General features: G+C 72.1%; 17 protein-coding genes. 7 read left to right on the top strand and 10 right to left on the bottom strand.

Features of this window, described 5'->3' with window-relative positions; all coding sequences use genetic code 11:
• Positions 1-12 precede the first annotated feature (12 nt).
• Positions 13-1,344, bottom strand: coding sequence for an acyl-CoA dehydrogenase family protein (locus IPM43_13145; GenBank protein ID QQS24339.1), 1,332 nt, complete (start codon positions 1,342-1,344; stop codon positions 13-15).
• Between the two features lie 212 nt (positions 1,345-1,556).
• Here IPM43_13145 and IPM43_13140 point away from each other — a divergent pair, with 212 nt between their 5' ends.
• Positions 1,557-2,297 carry a rhomboid family intramembrane serine protease gene (locus IPM43_13140; protein QQS24338.1) on the top strand — a complete coding sequence of 247 codons (741 nt, stop codon included), beginning with the start codon at positions 1,557-1,559 and terminating at the stop codon, positions 2,295-2,297.
• Between the two features lie 3 nt (positions 2,298-2,300).
• Here the strand turns inward: IPM43_13140 and IPM43_13135 are convergent, their stop codons facing one another.
• Positions 2,301-2,606 (bottom strand): DUF4031 domain-containing protein, encoded by a 306-nt coding sequence (locus IPM43_13135; protein QQS24337.1) that lies wholly within the window; start codon positions 2,604-2,606, stop codon positions 2,301-2,303.
• Positions 2,607-2,628: 22 nt separating this feature from the next.
• Between IPM43_13135 and IPM43_13130 the strand changes: the two genes are divergently transcribed.
• Complete coding sequence (locus tag IPM43_13130; protein QQS24336.1) at positions 2,629-3,285, top strand: metal-dependent phosphohydrolase; 657 nt, start codon at positions 2,629-2,631, stop codon at positions 3,283-3,285.
• Positions 3,286-3,500: 215 nt separating this feature from the next.
• Here IPM43_13130 and IPM43_13125 read toward each other — a convergent pair whose 3' ends face one another.
• The gene (locus IPM43_13125; protein QQS24335.1) at positions 3,501-3,725 is read right to left on the bottom strand and encodes a zinc ribbon domain-containing protein; all 225 of its coding nucleotides are present in this window, start codon (positions 3,723-3,725) and stop codon (positions 3,501-3,503) included.
• 35 nt (positions 3,726-3,760) lie between these two features.
• Here IPM43_13125 and IPM43_13120 point away from each other — a divergent pair, with 35 nt between their 5' ends.
• From IPM43_13120 to IPM43_13110, 3 genes are read left to right on the top strand one after another with little or no spacing between them, the layout of a single operon-like run.
• Entirely contained in the window at positions 3,761-5,110 is a 1,350-nt protein-coding gene (locus tag IPM43_13120; GenBank protein QQS24334.1) for a M20/M25/M40 family metallo-hydrolase, read from the top strand.
• A gap of 28 nt (positions 5,111-5,138) precedes the next feature.
• Positions 5,139-5,408 (top strand): DUF3039 domain-containing protein, encoded by a 270-nt coding sequence (locus IPM43_13115; GenBank protein ID QQS26464.1) that lies wholly within the window; start codon positions 5,139-5,141, stop codon positions 5,406-5,408.
• Between the two features lie 29 nt (positions 5,409-5,437).
• Positions 5,438-6,103, top strand: a complete 666-nt coding sequence (locus tag IPM43_13110; GenBank protein QQS24333.1) for a LysE family translocator — start codon at positions 5,438-5,440, stop codon at positions 6,101-6,103.
• Positions 6,104-6,106: 3 nt separating this feature from the next.
• On the opposite strand, the gene IPM43_13105 is transcribed toward IPM43_13110, so the two are convergent.
• Entirely contained in the window at positions 6,107-9,535 is a 3,429-nt protein-coding gene (locus IPM43_13105) for an error-prone DNA polymerase (GenBank protein ID QQS24332.1), read from the bottom strand.
• An 84-nt stretch (positions 9,536-9,619) separates the two neighbouring features.
• On the bottom strand, positions 9,620-10,804 hold the full coding sequence (locus IPM43_13100) for an aminotransferase class I/II-fold pyridoxal phosphate-dependent enzyme (protein ID QQS24331.1): 1,185 nt from the start codon (positions 10,802-10,804) through the stop codon (positions 9,620-9,622).
• 163 nt (positions 10,805-10,967) lie between these two features.
• Here IPM43_13100 and IPM43_13095 point away from each other — a divergent pair, with 163 nt between their 5' ends.
• Entirely contained in the window at positions 10,968-11,402 is a 435-nt protein-coding gene (locus tag IPM43_13095) for a pyridoxamine 5'-phosphate oxidase family protein (GenBank protein ID QQS24330.1), read from the top strand.
• A gap of 3 nt (positions 11,403-11,405) precedes the next feature.
• On the opposite strand, the gene IPM43_13090 is transcribed toward IPM43_13095, so the two are convergent.
• Complete coding sequence (locus IPM43_13090; GenBank protein QQS24329.1) at positions 11,406-11,954, bottom strand: NUDIX domain-containing protein; 549 nt, start codon at positions 11,952-11,954, stop codon at positions 11,406-11,408.
• A 33-nt stretch (positions 11,955-11,987) separates the two neighbouring features.
• On the opposite strand from IPM43_13090, the gene IPM43_13085 reads away from it, so the two are divergent.
• A complete protein-coding gene (locus tag IPM43_13085) occupies positions 11,988-12,860 on the top strand; it encodes a response regulator transcription factor (GenBank protein QQS24328.1) in 873 nt (290 codons plus the stop codon).
• Between the two features lie 26 nt (positions 12,861-12,886).
• Here IPM43_13085 and IPM43_13080 read toward each other — a convergent pair whose 3' ends face one another.
• The 4 genes from IPM43_13080 to IPM43_13065 all read right to left on the bottom strand — a co-directional run bounded on the left by IPM43_13080 (position 12,887) and on the right by IPM43_13065 (position 18,466).
• Positions 12,887-14,413 carry a DNA polymerase Y family protein gene (locus IPM43_13080; GenBank protein ID QQS24327.1) on the bottom strand — a complete coding sequence of 509 codons (1,527 nt, stop codon included), beginning with the start codon at positions 14,411-14,413 and terminating at the stop codon, positions 12,887-12,889.
• A 43-nt stretch (positions 14,414-14,456) separates the two neighbouring features.
• The gene (locus IPM43_13075; protein QQS24326.1) at positions 14,457-15,191 is read right to left on the bottom strand and encodes a hypothetical protein; all 735 of its coding nucleotides are present in this window, start codon (positions 15,189-15,191) and stop codon (positions 14,457-14,459) included.
• Positions 15,192-15,255: 64 nt separating this feature from the next.
• Complete coding sequence (locus IPM43_13070) at positions 15,256-15,711, bottom strand: hypothetical protein (protein QQS24325.1); 456 nt, start codon at positions 15,709-15,711, stop codon at positions 15,256-15,258.
• Positions 15,712-15,754: 43 nt separating this feature from the next.
• Positions 15,755-18,466 (bottom strand): AAA family ATPase, encoded by a 2,712-nt coding sequence (locus IPM43_13065; protein QQS24324.1) that lies wholly within the window; start codon positions 18,464-18,466, stop codon positions 15,755-15,757.
• Positions 18,467-18,542: the final 76 nt, after the last annotated feature.

Below are 18,542 nucleotides of genomic sequence, written 5' to 3'. Positions count from 1 at the left end.
GAGATCGCCGGTTCAGGAGCTGACTGCGGCGTCGTCGAGGTAGTCCGCGAACTTGGCGAGCGCGGCGGCGCGACGGGTCGGCACGTGTTCGCTCGGCGGGTCGCTCGGACGGTAGCCCTTCAGCAGCTGGCGGGCGACGGTGACCTTGTGCACCTCGTCGGGGCCGTCGTAGATGCGGGCCGCGCGGGCGGCGCGATACATCGCCTCCAGCGGCAAGTCGGTGGTGTAGCCGAGGCTGCCGTGGATCTGGATGGCGCGGTCGATGACGTTGTACAGCACCTTCGCGCCCCAGAACTTGATCACCCCGATCTCCACCCTGGCGTCGCTGTAGTGCTTGCCGGCGGCATGGAGCTGGTCCATCTTCCACGCCGCCTGCAAGGTGAGCAGGCGCGCGGCCTGCATCTCGGCGTGGCTCTCCGCGATCCAGTCCTGGATCATCTGCTTCTCGGCCAGGATCGACCCATGCACGTACCGCGTGAGCGCCCGCTCGCAGAGCATGTCGAACGCGCGCCGCGACTGGCCGAGCCAGCGCATGGCGTGGTGGATGCGTCCCGGCCCGAGGCGCTTCTGGGCCAGCGCGAAACCCTGCCCGATGCCGGCCTCGCCGCCGACCACGTTCTCGAACGGCACCCGCACGTTGTCGTAGATGATCTCGGCGTGCCCGCCGGGCTCGCCCGTGCGGTGGTCGGGCTCGCCCATCGTCGGCACGTCACGCACGATGTCGACCCCGGGAGTGCTCGTCGGCACCAGGATCATCGAGTACGCCTTGTACGGGCTGGTGTCGGCGTCGCCCGTCTTGCACATGACCACCAAGAAGTCCGCGATCGAGGCGTTCGAGGAGAACCACTTGTGGCCGTTGATCACCCACTCGTCGCCGTCGCGCATCGCCGACGTGGTGAGCAGCGTCGGGTCGGCACCGGCGTTCGGCTCGGTCATCGAGAAGCAGCTGCGCATCGTGCCGTCGAGCAGTGGCTGCATGAACCGTTGGCGCTGGTCGTCGGTGCCGCCGACGGCGAGCAGCTCGGCGTTGCCCGAGTCGGGCGCCTGGTTGCCGAAGATCCCCGGCGCGTACGCACACTGGCCGAGGATCTCGTGCATCAGACCGAGCTTGACCTGGCCGAAGCCGAGCCCGCCCATGTCCGGGGGGAGATGGGCCGCCCACAGGCCCTGGCGGCGCACCTCGTCCTTCAACGGGTCGGTGATGCTGGCGTAGGTGGCCCGGCCCTCGGGCGAGCGCCACTGCTCGGCGAGCGTCTCGAGCGGCAGGATCTCTTCGCGGACGAAGCCGCGCATCCACTCCAGCTTCTCTTCGAACTCTGCCTCGGTCGAGAAGTCCCAGGCCATTGCGTCGCCCCCCTTGGTCGTCTGCGCCGCCGACCGTAGCCCGGCGCCCCCCGGCATTCGCTGCCCGGGGGATCGCCTGCGGGCGAGGTACCGTCGGCGGCGATATGGCACCTCTGCCGCCTCCCCAACTCGCGCGTTGCTACAGGCACCCCGACCGCGAGGCCGGTCGTAGCTGCACGCGTTGTGGCCGTCCGGCGTGCAGCGAATGCCTTGTGCAGGCGACCGTCGGGAGCCACTGCGTCGATTGCACGCGCGCCAGCCGCCCGAGCACGACCACCCGAGCACGTGACTGGAACGCGCGTCAGCCGGTGCTCGTCACCTACGCCTTGATCGCCGTGAACGCGGCCGTGTTCGTCTGGGTGCTGCTCGGCAGCAGCCGTGCCCTCGGCAGTCGTGTCACCGCACGCGAGTTCGACCTCGGGCTCAACAAGGCGATCCTCGAGGCCACGGGCGAGTGGTACCGCCTGGTGACGAGCGGCTTTCTGCACTTCGGCATCTTCCACCTGGCGATGAACATGTTCTTGCTGTATCAGCTCGGTCAGCTCATCGAGCCGGCGATCGGGCGCGTCAGGTTCGCTCTCGTCTACGCCGCCTCGCTGCTCGGCGGGTCAGCGGGCGTGCTCGTGCTGCAGGGCGACAGCCTCGGGCTGCACGGTGGCGCGTCCGGCGCGGTCTTCGGCCTGATGGGAGCCGCGGCCGTCGGGCTCCACCGCCGGGGCGTGAACATCTTCCAGACCGGGATCGGGCTGACCCTGCTCTTGAACCTGGTGATCACGTTCACGATCCCGGGCATCTCGATCGGGGGCCACATCGGCGGGATCGTCGCCGGCGTGCTCTGCGGCATCGTCGTGCTCGCGCCGGGCTGGAAGCGCTTCCCGCTCTGGGCCACCTACGTCGCCCCGAGCCTGGTCGCCCTCGCCGCGGTCGGGCTGAGCGTCGCCGTCGTCGGCTGAGGATCACGGGGGCGTCTGCAGATCGCCGGGGTGGCCGGTGCGCAACCGCCGTTGCGCCGGCGACAGCCGCAGCCCGGCCGCCCGCAGCCGTCGCACGAGCTCGCGACTGCCCACCTCGACCGCTCCCGCAGCGATCACGGCGGGGCGCAGCTCTTCGGGCACGTCGTAGTGGTCGCCTTGGAAGGCGCGTTCGGGGAGGCCCGCCGCCTGTGCCACCCGGTGCAGCTCGTCGAGGGTCTGGTCGCTCACCAGGTGGCACCACCGGCGCCCCCGCCACCACCACCTCGGCTCGTCCACCAGCACCGTCACGGCACCTGGCTACCGTGTCGGGGTGGGAACGGACGAGTCGATGGTGCGAGCCACCTGGCGGGCTGGCGTCGTTGCCGGCCCGGCTGCGGACGAGGCGTGGGAAGGGCTGACCGCGCGCTATCGCGAACCGCACCGCACGTACCACACGTTGCGCCACATCGCCGCGGTGGTGACCGACGTGGAGCTGCTGATCGCCCAGGAACCTGCGGTGGCCGACGCGACCGCGGTGCGCCTGGCAGCGCTGTACCACGACGCGGTCTACGACCCCCGCCGCGCGGACAACGAGGTGGCCAGCGCCGTGCTGGCCCGCAGGTCATTGCACCCACTCGGCGTCGGGCGCCCGACGCTCGACCGCGTGGAAGCGCTGATCATGGCCACCGCGGGCTACACCGGGCCCCACCACCACGGCGGCGACGACCGTGACACCGACGTCTTGGTAGACGCGGACCTGGCCGTGCTCGGTTCCGAGCCCGCCGAATACGACGCCTACGTGCGCGGCGTGCGCGCCGAGTACGGGCACCTGGACGACTTCACCTGGCGGCGAGGGCGGGCGAGCGTGCTGCGCGCTTTCCTCGACAGGCTCGTGCTGTACCGCACCGAGACCATGCAACGCACCCACGAGCACCGCGCCCGGGCGAACATGCAGGCTGAGCTGGCCGCGATCGAAGGCAGCGGGTGAGCTGAAAATCGGCTCGAAGCTCAGGATCTGCGTGAGCCGCGGCGGGACTTGACCCGCAGCGGGATCGGCGCAGGGGTTCCCGCGGCCACCACGGCACCGGCCGCTGCAGCAGCGGCGATGGCGGCGATCACGGTGACGAGCATGAGTCGAACCCTACCCGAGGTCCGCTCCGTTGGGAAGGCGGGGCCGCCGACTGCCGAAGCGCCCGCCCGGTGTCAGTGCGCGCAGCCGCAGGCCGAGCCGCAGCCCCCGCGCGACGGCGCGGCCGGTGAGGGCGACGAGGGGCTCGACGATGCACCCACCGACGCGAACACCGACAGCACGCGCACCGCGCCCTGGTGGCCCTCGGGACAGCTCGCGGGTTCGTTGGCCTCGGCCATCGGTCGGCGCAGCTCGAACGCAGCGTCGCAGGTGCGGCAGCGGTACTCGTACAACGGCATCGGCACGCAGTGTAGGTGGCTACGCTCGACGAGCGATGGCCGAAGCAGCAGGCACCCTGACAGGTCCCACCACCGAGCTGTTGCAGTCCCTCATCCGCAACGAGTGCGTCAACGACGGCACGCCGGACTCGGGCAACGAGACCCGCAACGCCGACCTGCTGCAGACCTACCTCGAAGGAGCGGGTCTCGACGTGCAGCGCTTCGAGTCCCGCCCAGGGCGCGGCTCGCTCGTCGCCCGCATCGAGGGCACCGACCCGACGGCGCCGACGCTGTGCCTGATGGGCCACATCGACGTCGTGCCGGTGAACCCGGCCGGCTGGTCACGTGACCCGTTCGGTGGGGAGCTCGTCGACGGCGAGGTCTGGGGACGCGGCGCGATCGACATGTTGAACGTCACCGCGTCGATGGCCACCGCGTTCCGCCAGTTGGCGAGCAGCTCGTGGAAGCCGCGCGGGACGTTGATCTACTTCGGGGTGGCCGACGAAGAGGCCGGCGGCCTGTGGGGCGCGCAGTGGATGATCGACAACCACTGGGATGCCGTCCGCTGCGACTACGTGCTGACCGAGCTCGGCGGCTGGTCGTCGGTGGCCCCCGACGGGGCGCGTCGCGTCACCGTCAACGTCGGCGAGAAGGGCATCGCCTGGCGACGGTTGCGCGTCGGGGGTACGCCCGCTCATGGCTCGATGCCCTACGGCGTCGACAACGCGCTGGTGAAGGCGGCCGAGGTGGTCCGGCGGCTGGCCGCATACCGCCCCGCCGCCCACGTCGACGACCTGTGGCGTGCCCAGGTGGCCGTCATGGACCTGCCCGACGAGATGAAGGCCGACCTCGTCGACCCGGCACGCATCTGGAGCGCGATCGAGCGTCTGCCGGCGCCGCACGCGCGGACATGCCACGCGATGACCCACACCACCTTCTCGCCGAACGTGGTCCACGGCGGCCAGAAGACGAACATCATCCCCGACCTCGTCGAGGTCGACGTCGACATCCGCACCGTGCCCGGCGTCACCGCCCTCGACGTCGATGCGCATCTGCGCGACGCGCTCGGAGAGCTGGCCGACCACGTCGAGGTGCAGCACCACAGCCCGGCGAGCGAGGCCACGATCTCACCCGTCGGCAACCCGTTGTGGGACGCCGTCGCCGCCCGCACCCAGGTGGCCTACCCGGGGGCGCAGCTCGTTCCGGGGCTGCTCGTCGGAGGCACCGACGCCCGCTTCTTCCGCGACAAGGGTGTCGTCGCGTACGGGGCCGGGCTGTTCTCGCCCTCCGTCACGCTCGAGTCGTTCGGCACTCGCTTCCACGGCAACGACGAGCGCATCGACGTCGAGTCGTTGGGTCTCGCGGCCGACTTCTGGACCGGTGTCGCCCACCACCTGCTCGACTGAGGCGGAAGACATGTCCGAACTGCAGACGATGCCCGCCCAGACGATCCCGGTCACCGACGAGGTGACCGAGACCGGCACGCCGGCCGCGGCCCACATCGTGAAGACCGACCCCGGCGAATCTGCCGCGGCGAAGGTGCTCGAAGCCCGCATATACGGCACGCCGCTCGAAGCGCTGTGCGGACACGTGTGGGTGCCCTCGCGCGACCCGAAACAGCTCCCGGTGTGCGAGGAGTGCAAGTCGATCTACGAGATGTACAAGGCGTTCAACGACGGCCTGCGCGATCAACCGGCCGACTGAGCCGAACAGCGCCCGGCTACGGTTCCGCCGTGCCCGACGCCGCCGCCATCGCCGCCTTCGCCGCCGCGTCGTTCGCCCTGCTCGTCATCCCCGGTCCGGCAGTGATCTACATCGTCAACCGCAGCGTCGCGGACGGGCGTGAGGTCGGCCTCGCGGCGGTGGCCGGGATCGAGATCGGCAACCTCGTCCACGTCGTCGCTGCCGCAGCCGGCCTGTCGGCAGTGCTCGCCGCTTCGGCGGTGGCGTTCACCGCGGTGAAGTGGCTGGGCGCCGGGTACCTGGTGTTCGTCGGCATCCAGACCCTGCGCCGGCGCCCGGACCCCGTCGATCGCGACCGCCGCCACATCAGCCTCGGGCGGGCGTTCCGCCAGGGAATCGTGGTGAACACCTTGAACCCCAAGGTGGCGCTGTTCTTCTTGTCGTTCCTGCCGCAGTTCATCGATCCCGACCGGGGTGCCGCGGGCATGCAGGCGCTCGTGCTCGGTCTGGTGTTCGTGGCCATCGGCTGCGTCACCGACGGGACGTATGCGCTGACCGCGAGCGCGTTCCGCGAGGTGCTGCTGCGCGGCCGCGGGCTGGCGTTCGTGCAGCGGTACGTGGCCGGCACGGTGTTCATCGCCCTCGGCGTGCTGGCCGCCACGACGCACCCCGCGCAGGCAGACGCCGCGCTCACGCCCTCGCCGTCGAGGGCATAGGGGTCAGCGGAAGTCGCGGCTCGACACGCCGGCGGGCACGACGAGCGGGGTGAGGTGCTCAGCGACGATGTTGATCACCCCATCACTGCGCTCCAACCGACCGCGCACGACGAGTGCCGGGGCTCCCCGAGCGACACGGCGGAACCGAGCCCAGCAACCCTTCGACACGACGACGTTGATCAGGCCGGTCTCGTCCTCGAGGTTCATGAACGTGACCCCCTGGGCCGTCATCGGCCGCTGGCGATGGGTGACGATGCCGGCGACGAGCACGGTGGAGCGGGGCTCGCGGTTCCACAGCTCGACCGACGTGACCACCCCCATCGCGTCGAGCCGGCGGCGCAGGAACTGGGTGGGGTGGCCGTCGGCGGAGATGCCCGTCGCCCACAGGTCGGCGACGGCGGTCTCGATCGGGCCCATGCCGGGCAGCGGGGGGGCCTCGACGCCGCAGGTGAGGCCCGCGAGACGATCCGGGGTCGACTGGGCGGCGGCCCCCACCGCCCACAGCGCCTGGCGGCGCTCGAACCCGAAGCACTCGGTGAACGCGCCGCCGGTGGCGAGCGCCTCGAGCTGGGCCAGGTTGAGCCCGGGCACCCGGCGCACGAGGTCTTCGATGCTGTCGTACGGCCCGGTGCGCGCCGCTTCGATCTCGGCGGCGAGCTCGGCGCCGATGCCCCTCACCGAGCCGAGCCCGAGCCGGACGGCCTGCCCGCTCGTCGAGTCGGCGCAGGGTTCGAGCGTGGCGCCGGCGAGAGAGGTGTTGAGGTCGGGTCCGCGCACCACCACCCCGTGACGGCGCGCGTCGCGCGCCAGCGAGTGCGGGCTCCAAAAGCCCATCGGCTGGGCGTTCAGCAACCCGGCGCAGAACGCCGCCGGCTGGTGGTACTTGATCCACGCCGAGGCGTACACGAGGTACGCGAACGACACGCTGTGGCTCTCGGGGAAGCCGTAGTTCGCGAAGGCGGACATCTTCGTGTAGATCTCGTCGGCCACCTCTCCGGTGATGCCCCGCTCGGCCATCCCCGCGTACAGGCGCTCTCTCAGGCGCTCCATCCGCGTCCGGCTGCGTTTGGAGCCCATCGCCTGGCGGAGCTGGTCTGCATCGGCCGGCGAGAACCCGGCGACGTCGATCGCCATCTGCATCAGCTGCTCCTGGAACAGCGGGACACCGAGGGTCTTGCCGAGGCTGTTCTCGAGCAAGGGGTGCAGGTAGGTGACCGGCTCTTGCCCGTTGCGGCGGCGGATGTACGGGTGGACCGAGCCGCCCTGGATCGGGCCGGGGCGGATCAGGGCCACCTCGACCACCAGGTCGTAGAAGCGGCGGGGCTTCAACCGCGGCAAGGTGGCCATCTGGGCCCTGCTCTCGATCTGGAACACACCGACGGTGTCGGCGCGACAGAGCATGGCGTAGACGTCGTCGTCCTGGGCGATGGTGGCGAGGTCGACGGCGATGCCCTGGTGCTTCGCGATCAGGTCGACCGAGTAGTGCAGGGCACTCAGCATGCCGAGCCCGAGCAGGTCGAACTTCACCAACCCCGCCGCCGCGCAGTCGTCCTTGTCCCACTGCAGCACGCTGCGCCGCTCCATGCGGGCCCACTCGACCGGGCACACCTCGATCACCGGCCGGTCGCAGATGACCATCCCCCCGGAGTGGATGCCGAGGTGGCGGGGCGCGTCCTCGACCTCGGCCGCCAGCTCGAGCACGGCAGGGGGGATGTCGTGGTCGGGCGTGCCGTCCGGGCGCACCGCGGCGGAGACGGACGCGACCCCGCCCCAGGCGTCCATCTGCTTCGACCACGCGTCCTGCTGGCCCGGCGCGTAGCCGAGCGCGCGGGCCATGTCGCGCACCGCCGAACGGGCCCGGTAGGTGATCACGTTCGCCACCTGGGCGGTGTGGTGGCGCCCGTAGCGCTCGTAGACGTATTGGATGACCTCTTCGCGGCGGTCGCTCTCGATGTCGAGGTCGATGTCGGGCGGCCCGTCGCGTTCGGTCGACAAGAACCGCTCGAACAGCAGCCCGAGCGAGACCGCATCGGCCTTGGTGATGCCGAGCGCGTAGCAGACCGCGCTGTTCGCCGCGCTGCCCCGCCCTTGGCAGTAGATGTCTGACCGGGCGCAGAACTGCACGATGTCCCACACCACCAAGAAGTACCCGGGGAAGCCGAGGTGCTGGATCACGTCGAGCTCGTGGTCGATCGTGCGCCATGCCCGCGCCCTGACGCTCAGATCCTCTGCGGGGTCGAGCGGGCGCGCCCCGTAGCGAAGCCGGCCGGCTTCCTCGACGAGCCGGCGGAGGTAGCTCATCTCGCTCAGCCCGTCGGGGCACGGGTAGGGAGGCAGGTTCGGGGCGACGAGCGCGAGGTCGAACGCCGCGGCCCGCCCGATCTCTGCAGCCAGCTCGACCACCCCCGGGTAGCGGGCGAAGCGGCGGGCCTGCTCGGCGCCGCTGCGCAGGTGCGCCCACGATGCCGCCGGCAGCCACGGGTCGAGCTCGTCGAGGCTGCGCCGGGCGCGCACGGCGGCGAGGGCGGTGGCCAGGCGCCGCTGGGCAGGTACGGCGTAGTGGACGTTGTTCGTCGCCACGCAGGCCACGTCGTGCCGGGCGGCGAGCTCGGCCAAGGCGTCGTTGCGCACCGAATCGAGCGGGTCGCCGTGGTCCCACAGCTCGACGAGCACCCGCTCACGCCCGAACGCCTCGACGAGCCGGCGCAGCTCACGCCCCGCGGCCGAGGGCCCCTCCCGCCCGAGCGCTGCGGGGACGCTGCCCTTGCGGCAGCCGGTGAGCACCCACCACCGACCTGCCCCGGCATCGGCGAGGTCGGGGAGGGTGAACCGGGGTGCCCCCTTCTCGCCGGCGAGATGGCCGAGGCTGAGCGCCCGGGCCAGGCTGGCGTAGCCGTTAGGCCCGTCGGCGAGCACGACGAGATGCTCGCCGTGAGGGTCGGCGAGTGGGGGCGACGGGGTACGGCGCGCCGACACCTGCTGCACGGTGTCGTGCTCGCTGCGCGCCACCCGCGCGGCATCGGCAGCGCCCTTGGCCAAGGTGACCTCGGCCCCGAACACGGTCGGCAGGCCGACGGCACGGGCGGCTTCGGCGAAGCGCACCACACCGTAGAAGCCGTCGTGATCGGTCAGCGCGAGGGCTTCGAGGCCGAGCCGGGCTGCCTCTTCGGCCAGCTCTTCTGGATGGGAGGCACCGTCGAGGAAGGAGAAGCTGGAATGGCAGTGCAGCTCGGCGTAGGGCACCCCAGCGCTCCGTGGCGCGATGGACGCGTCGGGCGGGGGCGGCTCGTAGGGGTGGCGCTTGCGCCCCCAGGCCGGCCCGTCGCCGCCCGCGTTCCACGACGGGCTCCCCGGGGCGCGACCGTCGCGCTGGCGTCCCGAAAGCAGAGCTTCGAGCTGCGTCCAGGGCATCGACGGGTTGTTGAACCCCATCCCGCACAGCTTAGCGAACGTCTGTTCGTTTATGCTACGGCCGCGGCCAGGCCTTTCGCAGCGCTCTGGCCCGCTTCAGCCCCTTCAGCCCTGCGAGCTGAGCACCGCGTCGAGCGCAGCGACCACGTCGGCGACGACGTCGTCGGGGTGCTCCAGCCCACACGACACCCGCACCGTGCCGGCGGTGATCCCCGCCGTGGCCAGCTCTTCGCGGGTGAGCCCGGCGTGGGTGGTCGACGCCGGATGGGTGACCAGGGTCTCCGGGCCGCCCATCGAGGCCGCCGGCAGGCACAGCTTCACCGTCTCCACGAACTTCTCCCCCGCGCTGAGCCCGCCGCCCAGCTCGAACGCCAGCATCCCGCCGTGGTGGCGGAGCTGACGCTGCGCGAGCTCGTGCTGGGGGTGGGAGGCGAGCCCGGGATAGCGCACCCAAGTCACCGCCGGGTGCGACTCGAGCGCGCGGGCGACCGTGAGCGCCGTCTCTCCCTGCCGGCGCAGCCGCACACCGAGCGTGCGCAGCCCGCGCAGCCCGTTCAAGGCGTCGAACGGCGAGGCGTTCGCACCCTGTAGCACTGCGAACCCCCACAGCGCGTCGATCATCTCGCGCTCGCCGGCGACGACGCCGAGCGTGGCGTCGTTGTGCCCGGCGATCGCCTTTGTCGCCGAATGGATGACGAGCTGCACCCCGTGCGCGAGCGGGTTCGCGCCGAGGGGGGTGGACAGCGTGGAGTCGATCGCGGTGATCGGGCCTCGGATCGCGCCGAGCTCGTCGAGGTCGACGAGGTCGAGCAGCGGGTTCGCCGGCGACTCGGCGAGCACGAGCATCGTGCGCCCGGGTTGCACTGCGGCCGCGAACGACCCCGGCTCGGTGGCGTCGACGAAGGTCACGTCGATCCCGAACCGCGGGCAGATGCCGGCGAGGAGCTGCATCGTGCCGCCGTAGAGCTGACGCTGGGCGACGACGTGGTCGCCGGCGGAGCACAGCCCGAGCACGACCGCGCTCACCGCGCCCATGCCGGAAGCGAACGCCCTTGCCGCCTCGGCACCCTCGACGTCAGCGATGGCCTGCTCGAAAGCGTTGACGGTGGGGTTCCCGTGACGTGAGTAGAAGCGTTCGGCGCGCGACGAGTGCGCCATCGTGCGGCCATCCTCGATCGACTCGATCTCGAACGTCGTCGACGCCCACAGCACCGGCGCGAGCGCCGGCTGGTGACCTGCGCGCCCGCCGTGGACCAGGCGCGTCTCGGGATGCTCGGGGCTCCGCGGCACCGGGGGAGTCAACCAGTCACGGTGGTGCCGTGGCAACCGGGATCCGACCCGGGGCTTAGCGGTGCTCCACGATGACGTTCGACCCTCGCTCGGCGACCCGCGCGCCTGGCAGGATGGAACCCACAGGTCACGCCGTGCCCGGCACGACACCCGGAGGTGTGCGATGGACACCGACGCCCGCAACGGGATGGAGATCCTCGATCAGGACGAGTGCTGGCATCTGCTGGCACACGCGACCGTTGGACGCCTCGCGATCTCGATCCAGAACCATCCCGACATCTTCCCCGTCAACCACGTGATCGATCAGCGCGAGATCGTCTTCCGCACCGCGGAGGGCACCAAGCTCGCCGCTGCGCTGCTCGGCGCGAGCGTGGCCTACGAGGTGGACGGGTACGAGCCGGGCGAGGAATCGGCGTGGAGCGTGGTCGTGAAGGGCCGCGCTGAGGAACTGGAGCGCCTGCTCGAGGTGCTGCACGCCGAGGACCTGCCGCTCTTCCCGTGGAACGCTTCGTACAAGCCCCGCTTCGTGCGCATCGTGCCCGAAGAGGTCACCGGCCGGCGGTTCCACGTGGTTCCCGGCGCCCTCATCCACGACTGAGCGCTATCCACCACTGAGCGCCCGGGCACTCGTCAGGGCGGTGCGCAGCGCGACGTCGGCGACGGAAGCCGCAACATCCCACGGGAGCCAGCGCACGTCCGGGCTCTCCCCTGGCGGCGGGCACGGGTTGGCGTCGCCGGCTTCGAGCAGGAAGCACACGTCGAGGTGGTTGTGTCCCCGGGGTGCCAGATGCACGTCGACGTGCACGAGGAGCGGCCCGTCCAGTGGGTGGCACACGAGGAGACCAGTCTCCTCGATGGTCTCCCGCAGAGCGGCCTCCCACACGTCCTCGCCCGGCTCGACGTGTCCGCCCGGCTGCATCCAGGTGCCGAAGCGCTTGTGGAGGTGCAGCACCACTCCCCTCCGCCCGACGACGATCGCCGATCCGGTGACATGAGTGGGATCGGCGTGCTCGTCGAACGGCCGCGGCAGGCGGACGAGCTCGCGCCGGATCACGGCCAGCGAATCGGCTTCTCGTTGGTCGGCCGGGCGGTGCCCGGCGAGGAGGGCGACGAGCGCTTCGACGCGCTCCGCAGGTGCCTCTTCAGCCATCGGGCGCAGACGGTAGCCGTCGGCGCCTGGCATGTGTGGAGTGTCAAGGAACCGTTCAAGTTCCAGACGATCCGCGCCGATGCTCTCCCCGAGACCGCTATGTACACCACCCGCAGCTCCCCCCCGATGCGATACGCGCAACCGGACCCCCAGCTCGCCCCGCGCGTGCTCGTCACGCTGGACGATCCGATGATGCGCAGAGAGATCGAGGGCTCACTGCGCTCGCTCGGCTTCTCGGTGCGCGCCACGGTCGACCCCGCCGCCGCCGAGGTGCTCCTGCGCTCGTACGAGCCCGAGGTGCTGGTGATGGACGCGAAGGACGTGACCCCGAACCTGTCGCCGTTCGCCGAGAAGGCACGGCGTGTGTCCGAGCTGTACCTCGTGGTGTGGGGCGCCGACGACAGCGGGCGGCTCGGAGCGCTGCGCAACGGGATCGACGAGGCGCTGGCGCACGACATCTCCGCCGACGAGGTGGCCCTGCGGTGTGAGGTGCTGCTGCGCCGGCCCCGCCGCCAGCGGCCCCGCTGGGATCCGAACAACGTGAACGAGATCCGTCTCGGCCCGCTCACCATCGACCTCGGGCGCCGTGAACTGCGGGTGAACGGTTCGCCGATCGCCGCCACCCGTCTCGAGTTCGACCTGTTCGCGCAGCTCTGCCGCCATCCGAACGAGGTGCGCACGCGCGCCCAGCTGCTGGAGAGCGTGTGGGGCCCGGGTTGGGTGGGCGACAGCCATGTCGTCGACGTGCACCTGTCGAACCTGCGCCGCAAGCTGCGTCAGCGGGCACCTGGCCTCCAGTTCGTCCACACCGTGCGCGGAGTGGGCTTCCGCCTCGCCGACGACATCTTGCGTCTCGGCGAGGAGGACCTCGACCAGGCCGGCACCTGGCGAAGTCGCCCGGCCTGAATACCGGCTGGCGCGGAGACCGGTGCTCAGTCGTACTCGGCGGTGAGCCACCAACGCCCGCCGGACACCTCGACCAGGCAGGCCCGTCCTGACGCGGCGACGATCTGGAAGCGTGCCGCCCGGCGGGCATGAGGTAGCCACCATCGCTCCTCCACCGGCCACGGTCCGGCCCAGGCAACGACCTCTTCGACACCGGACCCGGCCACGAGAGTTGCCGGTGGCGCGCTGAGCATGCCCCTCGCGCTCACCCGCACCAGCTCACCGTCGGCGCTGCGCACCTCGACCGCCAGCGGCGCTGGATGAGTGGTCGCCGGCGACGGTGCCGGCAACCTCCCCGGCCAGGGATCCTGGTGGTCGCCGGCGTCCGACCGACCGTGCAGATCGCTGGCCGCCGCCGCGACGAGGGCGTAGGCCTGGTGAGGGGTGCGTCCTCCCCGCGGCTCGGCGACGGTCACCGCCTCGGGACCGAGCAGGCCGGTGAGCCGGGCGATCGCCCGCGCCGCCCAATCGTCGGCCTGGGTCACCCCACCCCAGAACCCGCCTTGGCGCCCGGCGTCGGCCCGCACCTGCTCGGGCACGAGGCGCAGCAGCACCACCCCCCCGCTCGGTCCGCCCGGTGTCGTCGCCCACCCGTCGAGCTGCCAGCGGACACGTTCGACCATGGCCGCCGCGCTCAGTCCTGCCGCTTCGTACCAGCTACGGGTGGTGCGTTCGCCGTGCTCGGTCTCGGCCTCGACGAGCAGCCGGGTGCACACCTGACCGGCTGTGCCGAGCTGCTCGGTGAGCGCTTCGGCGAGCTGCTTGCCGACGAACACGAGCACGTCGAGCGACGGGACGGGATCGTCGAAGGCACGGGCGACGGCGAGCTCGGGTGAGGGCGCCCGGGCGGCTGGGGGCTGGTCGTCGGTGCCGGTGGCCAGCCGGTGGAGGGCCTCTCCGGCGGTACCGAAGCGGGCGAGCAGGTCGGCCACGCCGATCGCGGCGACATCGGCGAGCCTGCCGAGCCCGAGCCGCTCGAGCAGGTCGACGAGCTCGGCAGCGACACCTCCGGCGGAGGCCAGCACCTCGACCGGGTGGGGCCCGAGGAAGGCACCGGTCGCCGCCGGGCCGGGGGCGACGACCACCGGCGACCCCGTGGAGACGGCGCGTCGGGCGGCGATCGTCGCCGCGAAGCGCCCGTCGGCGATACCCACCCCCCACACCGCACCGGCCGCGGGCATCGCCGCGCCGACGATCCGGTGCAGGCGCTCGGCCAGCGCCTGGTCACCGCCCACGTAGCGGGAGGGCCCGCGGGTGGCGAGCGCCAGCCGCCCTGGCTCGGCGACCTCGATGAGGGGCACGAGCTCGCCCACCGCGCGCACCACGGGCTCGAACACGCGGGCGTCACGCGCCTCGTCGTGCTCGACCACTTCGACCTGCGGGCAGGCCGCCTGCGCCTGGCGGCGGCGGTGGCCGACGCGGACTCCTTCGGCTGTGGCCGCCGGCGAGCAGGCGATCACCCGGTTGGCCCGCACGACGACGAGCGCCACGTCGCCGGGGAAGCCGGTGGCCACCGCTGGCCACCCGGCGACGTGGACCACCGCTAGGCGAGGGGGTTCAGCCGGCACAGGACCAAGCGGTCGTGTTCGTGGTCGTGTTCGTGGTCGTGTTCGTGACGGCGGGCGGGATCGGCTCCGGGGCGCCGGTGGCCCCGGGCAGCCACAGCTCGACGTCGCGGGGGCGCCCCATCCGCCGACCGCGGGCCTGGAGCCTCACCCGGCGGCGCTGGAGGTGGCCGTGACCGCTGCCGAGACCCTCCCAAGAGCTGGCGGTGACGTCGAGCACCACGTCGACGGACACCGGGCCGGGGTCGCCGACGAGCACGAGGGCCTTGCCTCCCGCCTGCACCCGGGCCTGCAGGCGACGGGCATCGCCGGGGCGAAACGAACCGGGCACGCCGGCCACCACGACGTCTGTGCCGTCGACGAGCGTGGCGAGCACCGCCGACCACTGCGACGGCGGCGGCGTCGCCACGAACACCGTGCGCCGCAGGGCCAGGCCGAGCTCGCCAGCAGCAGCGAGACCGACCGAGGGCAGGCCCACCACACCGGCCCACGAGCCGGCCTGAGTCGCCTCACCGACGAGCGCCAGCGCCAGCGACATCGCCGCCCCACCTGTGCAGCACACCGTGCTCCCCCGCGCCAGCCCTCCGGCGGGGAGCGCCGCGGTGAGTGCATGGTGTACGGGCAGCAGCCGCTCGTGGGCCATGGAGAGCGGCTGCACGGCCTGGGTGAGCCTGGCCAGTTGGCCGAGGCGGTCGATCTGGGTGGCCCGGTCGAGGGCGGAGGGCATGCCCCTACATTAGCGAACGGGTGTTCGCAGATCTACAGCCAACCTTGCCTTCGACCCGACGTCTTCAGCCCTTCGCCTTCGCGCGCTCTCGCGCGAGACGGCTGCGCTCCAGCAGGTGCGCCGGCACCCGCTTGGCGGCCTCGGACAGCCCGGCATCGTCGACCGCGACCGGTTTGCCTGCCGCCGGTGCCTCCTCGGCGGGGGCCAGGTCCTCGAACGCGGGGGGGACCATGCCCGGCTGCCAGTACTGGTAGAGATCACGGGCGACCTCCAAGAGGCCCGCGGAGTCCGCACCACCGGCGAGAGCGACGGTGACGATGTTGCCGTGCACGTGCATGCCCGCCACCTGCCCGGTGGCGAACATCCGGCGGGCCAGCTCTGCAGACGGCGTGGTGCCGGCCGCGTCGGCGGGCGAGGCGAACGAATCGTGTCCCATGCCGGTGAGCGAGCGGTTGAGCTCGAACAACACCACCCCTGGGCGGCTGGTCTGCTTCTCGACGACGGCGACGGGTTGGCCCATGGATGCCGAAGCTAGTCCGCCAGCCGCGCCACGACCCACGCCATCAGCTGCTCGGTTCGAGCGCGACGCCGTGGCGCACCGTCCATGCCGCCACCTCGGCCCGACCGGAGAGGCCGAGCTTGGCGAGGATGTTCGACACGTGCACGGCGGCGGTCTTCGGCGAGATGAACAGCCGGTCGGCGAGCTGGCCGTTCGTCAGACCCTCGGCGATCAACGCCGCTACCTCACGCTCACGCGGCGTCAGCTCGCCGTCGCCGCGAGCGCTGGCACCCTGCACGCGACGCAACAGCGCCTGGGCGCGGTCACGGCGCCACCCGGGCCACCGGGCGAGGTCCTGCTCCGCCTCCTGCGCGGCGGCGAGTGCCCCGGCCCGGTCACCGAGGGCCAGGTGGGCCTGGGCCAGCGCGGTGCGCAACGAGCCGGCGAGCGGGCGCGCGAGATGCAGGTCGGGTTCGTCGAGCACGCTCGTGAGGGCTTGCACCGCCCGCGCGTGCTCACCGTCGGCGAGCAGCAGCAGACCGTCGGCATGAGCGCGCAGGAGCGCCACCGAGGGGTGGTCGCGGAAGAACCCGTCGAGCAGCTCGCGCCGGATGCGCGCGGTGTCGATGCCGGCGGCCAGCGCGGCCTCGACCACACCGAGGCCGAACGTGGGCACGAACACCGTGTCGGGAAGGGTGGGCGAGTCGACGAGATCCGCGAACGCCGACTCGGCACCATCCCGGTCACCGCGGAGAGCGGCAAGCACGAGCTGTTGGCGCAGACGCTCGCTGGAACTGCCCGGCAGGTGGCGAGCGATACCTTCGGCGAGCGACGCGCGCGCGTCGTCGAGGCGTCCCTCCTCCAACGCGAGGTCGATGCGTGCCGTCGCTGCGAACTTTTGCTGGCGGCCCGCCCACCACTGCATCCCTTCGTCGAAGGAACGCCGGTATGCAGGCAGGTCGCCCTCCCAGAACGCCGCTTGGGTGTCCCACAGCCGGGCAACCGGCTCGCCCAGCTTGTCGAAGCCGGCCCTTGCCACCGCGGCGCGCATCTCGCGGCGGAACGCGCGCCGTTCCTCGGTGTTGGGCGCGACCAACTCGGCGAGGTTGTTCAGCACGCGCGCCAGCAGCACCGAGTCGTCCACCTCGCGGGCGGCGTCGGCGGCGGCGAGCAGAGCGGCCTTCGCTTCGTCTCGCGGCGCGGCGTCGATCAGCGCGCTGCCGCGCTCCACCATCGCCTGTGCCGCGGTCAGCGCGTCGCCGCATCGCTCGGCGTCGGCAAGGGCCCGATCCGCCCACGAGATCGCTTCCTCGGCCCTGTACGAGAGCATCAGGATCTGCGCCACCGATGCCTCGGCCCTGGCCCGGCGCAGCGGATCGCCTTCGCTCTCGGCCAGCTCGACCAGTTCGTCGAGGGCCTCGCGCGATTCGACGTCGTGGTCGAGCTCGAGCTCTGCTCGGGCGAGGAACCGCAGGGCGTCGACGCGCGCCATCCCCGTGGCCACCGCGGCCCATCGGCGACCGTGCTCTTGCGCCTCGTCGCGAAAGTCAAGCCGCCATGCGGCTTCGGTGGCCACGCCGAGCAGCAGCGGGTCGTCGGGCGTCTCGGCCAGCGCCGCGCCGGCAAGACGCAGCGCCTGGAAGCTCGCGCCCCGCGCCAGGTAGCGCGGCGCGCCCTCGCGGGCGATGGCGGGCACCTCGTCGAAGCGTCCGGCGCCGAGCGCGTGGTGCGCCAGCGCGGCGTGGTCGGGCTCGGCCAACCGGCGCTCCGCCTCGAAGCACCGCTGGTGCAACCGACGGCGTTCGCGCCCGATGAGCTGGCGGTCGACGGCATCGGCGACGAGCGCATGGGTGAGCCAGAACTTGTCGTCGCTCTCCTCGACGACGACGCCGCGCCGGGTGAGCGCCTGCAACTCGCCGGAAAGTGCGCCCTCGTCGACGTCGGCGACGTCGACGAGCACCGCGAACGGTGCCGGGCGGCCGTAGACGGCCATCGCCTCGGCAAGGCGGCGCTCCCCCGGTGTGAACGAGCCGAGCTGTTGTTGGACGGCGTCTTGCAGCGACCACGGGAGCTGCGCGCTGAGCACGTCGTCGGTGCACGCCGTCGGCCCGCAGCAGCGGATCAGCTCCTCGACGACGAACGGGTTGCCGCCGCTGCGCCGATGCACCGCCTCGACCGCGCCGGACGAGGGGATGCCACCGTCGATCGCCGCGAGCAGCGCTCCCACCTCGGAGCGGTCGAGGTGTTCGAGGCGGATCTGTTCGACGGCGTGACGGCGCTCCAGGCGCAGCACCAGGTCGCCTCCGGGCGAGCCCCTGAACAGGTCGCCGGGGCGGTAGGTGCCGACGATCACCAGGCTCGACCACGGCTGCTGCGCAATCCGGTCGAGCGCGTTCACGCTGTCGATGTCGGCCCAGTGCAGGTCCTCGACGACGAGGACAGTCGGGCCGAGCGCCGCCGCGGCACCGACCGCCGCCAACGCCGCCTCCGCGGCATCGCTGGCACCGGGCGGGGCGAGCTGGGCGATCACCTCCCCGGCGCGCCCGATCGAACCCGGCTGGGCCTGCACGGTGAGCACGCGCACCCCATCGCCCACCGCAGTGGCCAGCTCACGTACGAGTCGCGTCTTGCCGAGCCCGGCCTCACCGGAGATGAGCGCCACCGCCGGCTGGTCGCCGGCGCCCACCTCTGCCGCGGCAACCAGCCCGGTCAGGCGGGCAAGCACCCCGGCTCGCCCGACCATCACCGGGCTCATCCCGACGCGGCCGCTCAGCACTCTGGCGAGGCTACCCACCCGGGGAGACGGCGTCGCGGCCTCGCCGGGAGCGGAACCGGAACAGCGTGGCCTCGCG

This window comes from Actinomycetota bacterium, from assembly GCA_016700055.1.
Classification (GTDB): Bacteria; Actinomycetota; Acidimicrobiia; order Acidimicrobiales; family Ilumatobacteraceae; genus Kalu-18.
The sequence above is the reverse complement of the archived record's forward strand: the minus strand, read 5'-3'. Positions and strand labels throughout refer to the sequence as shown.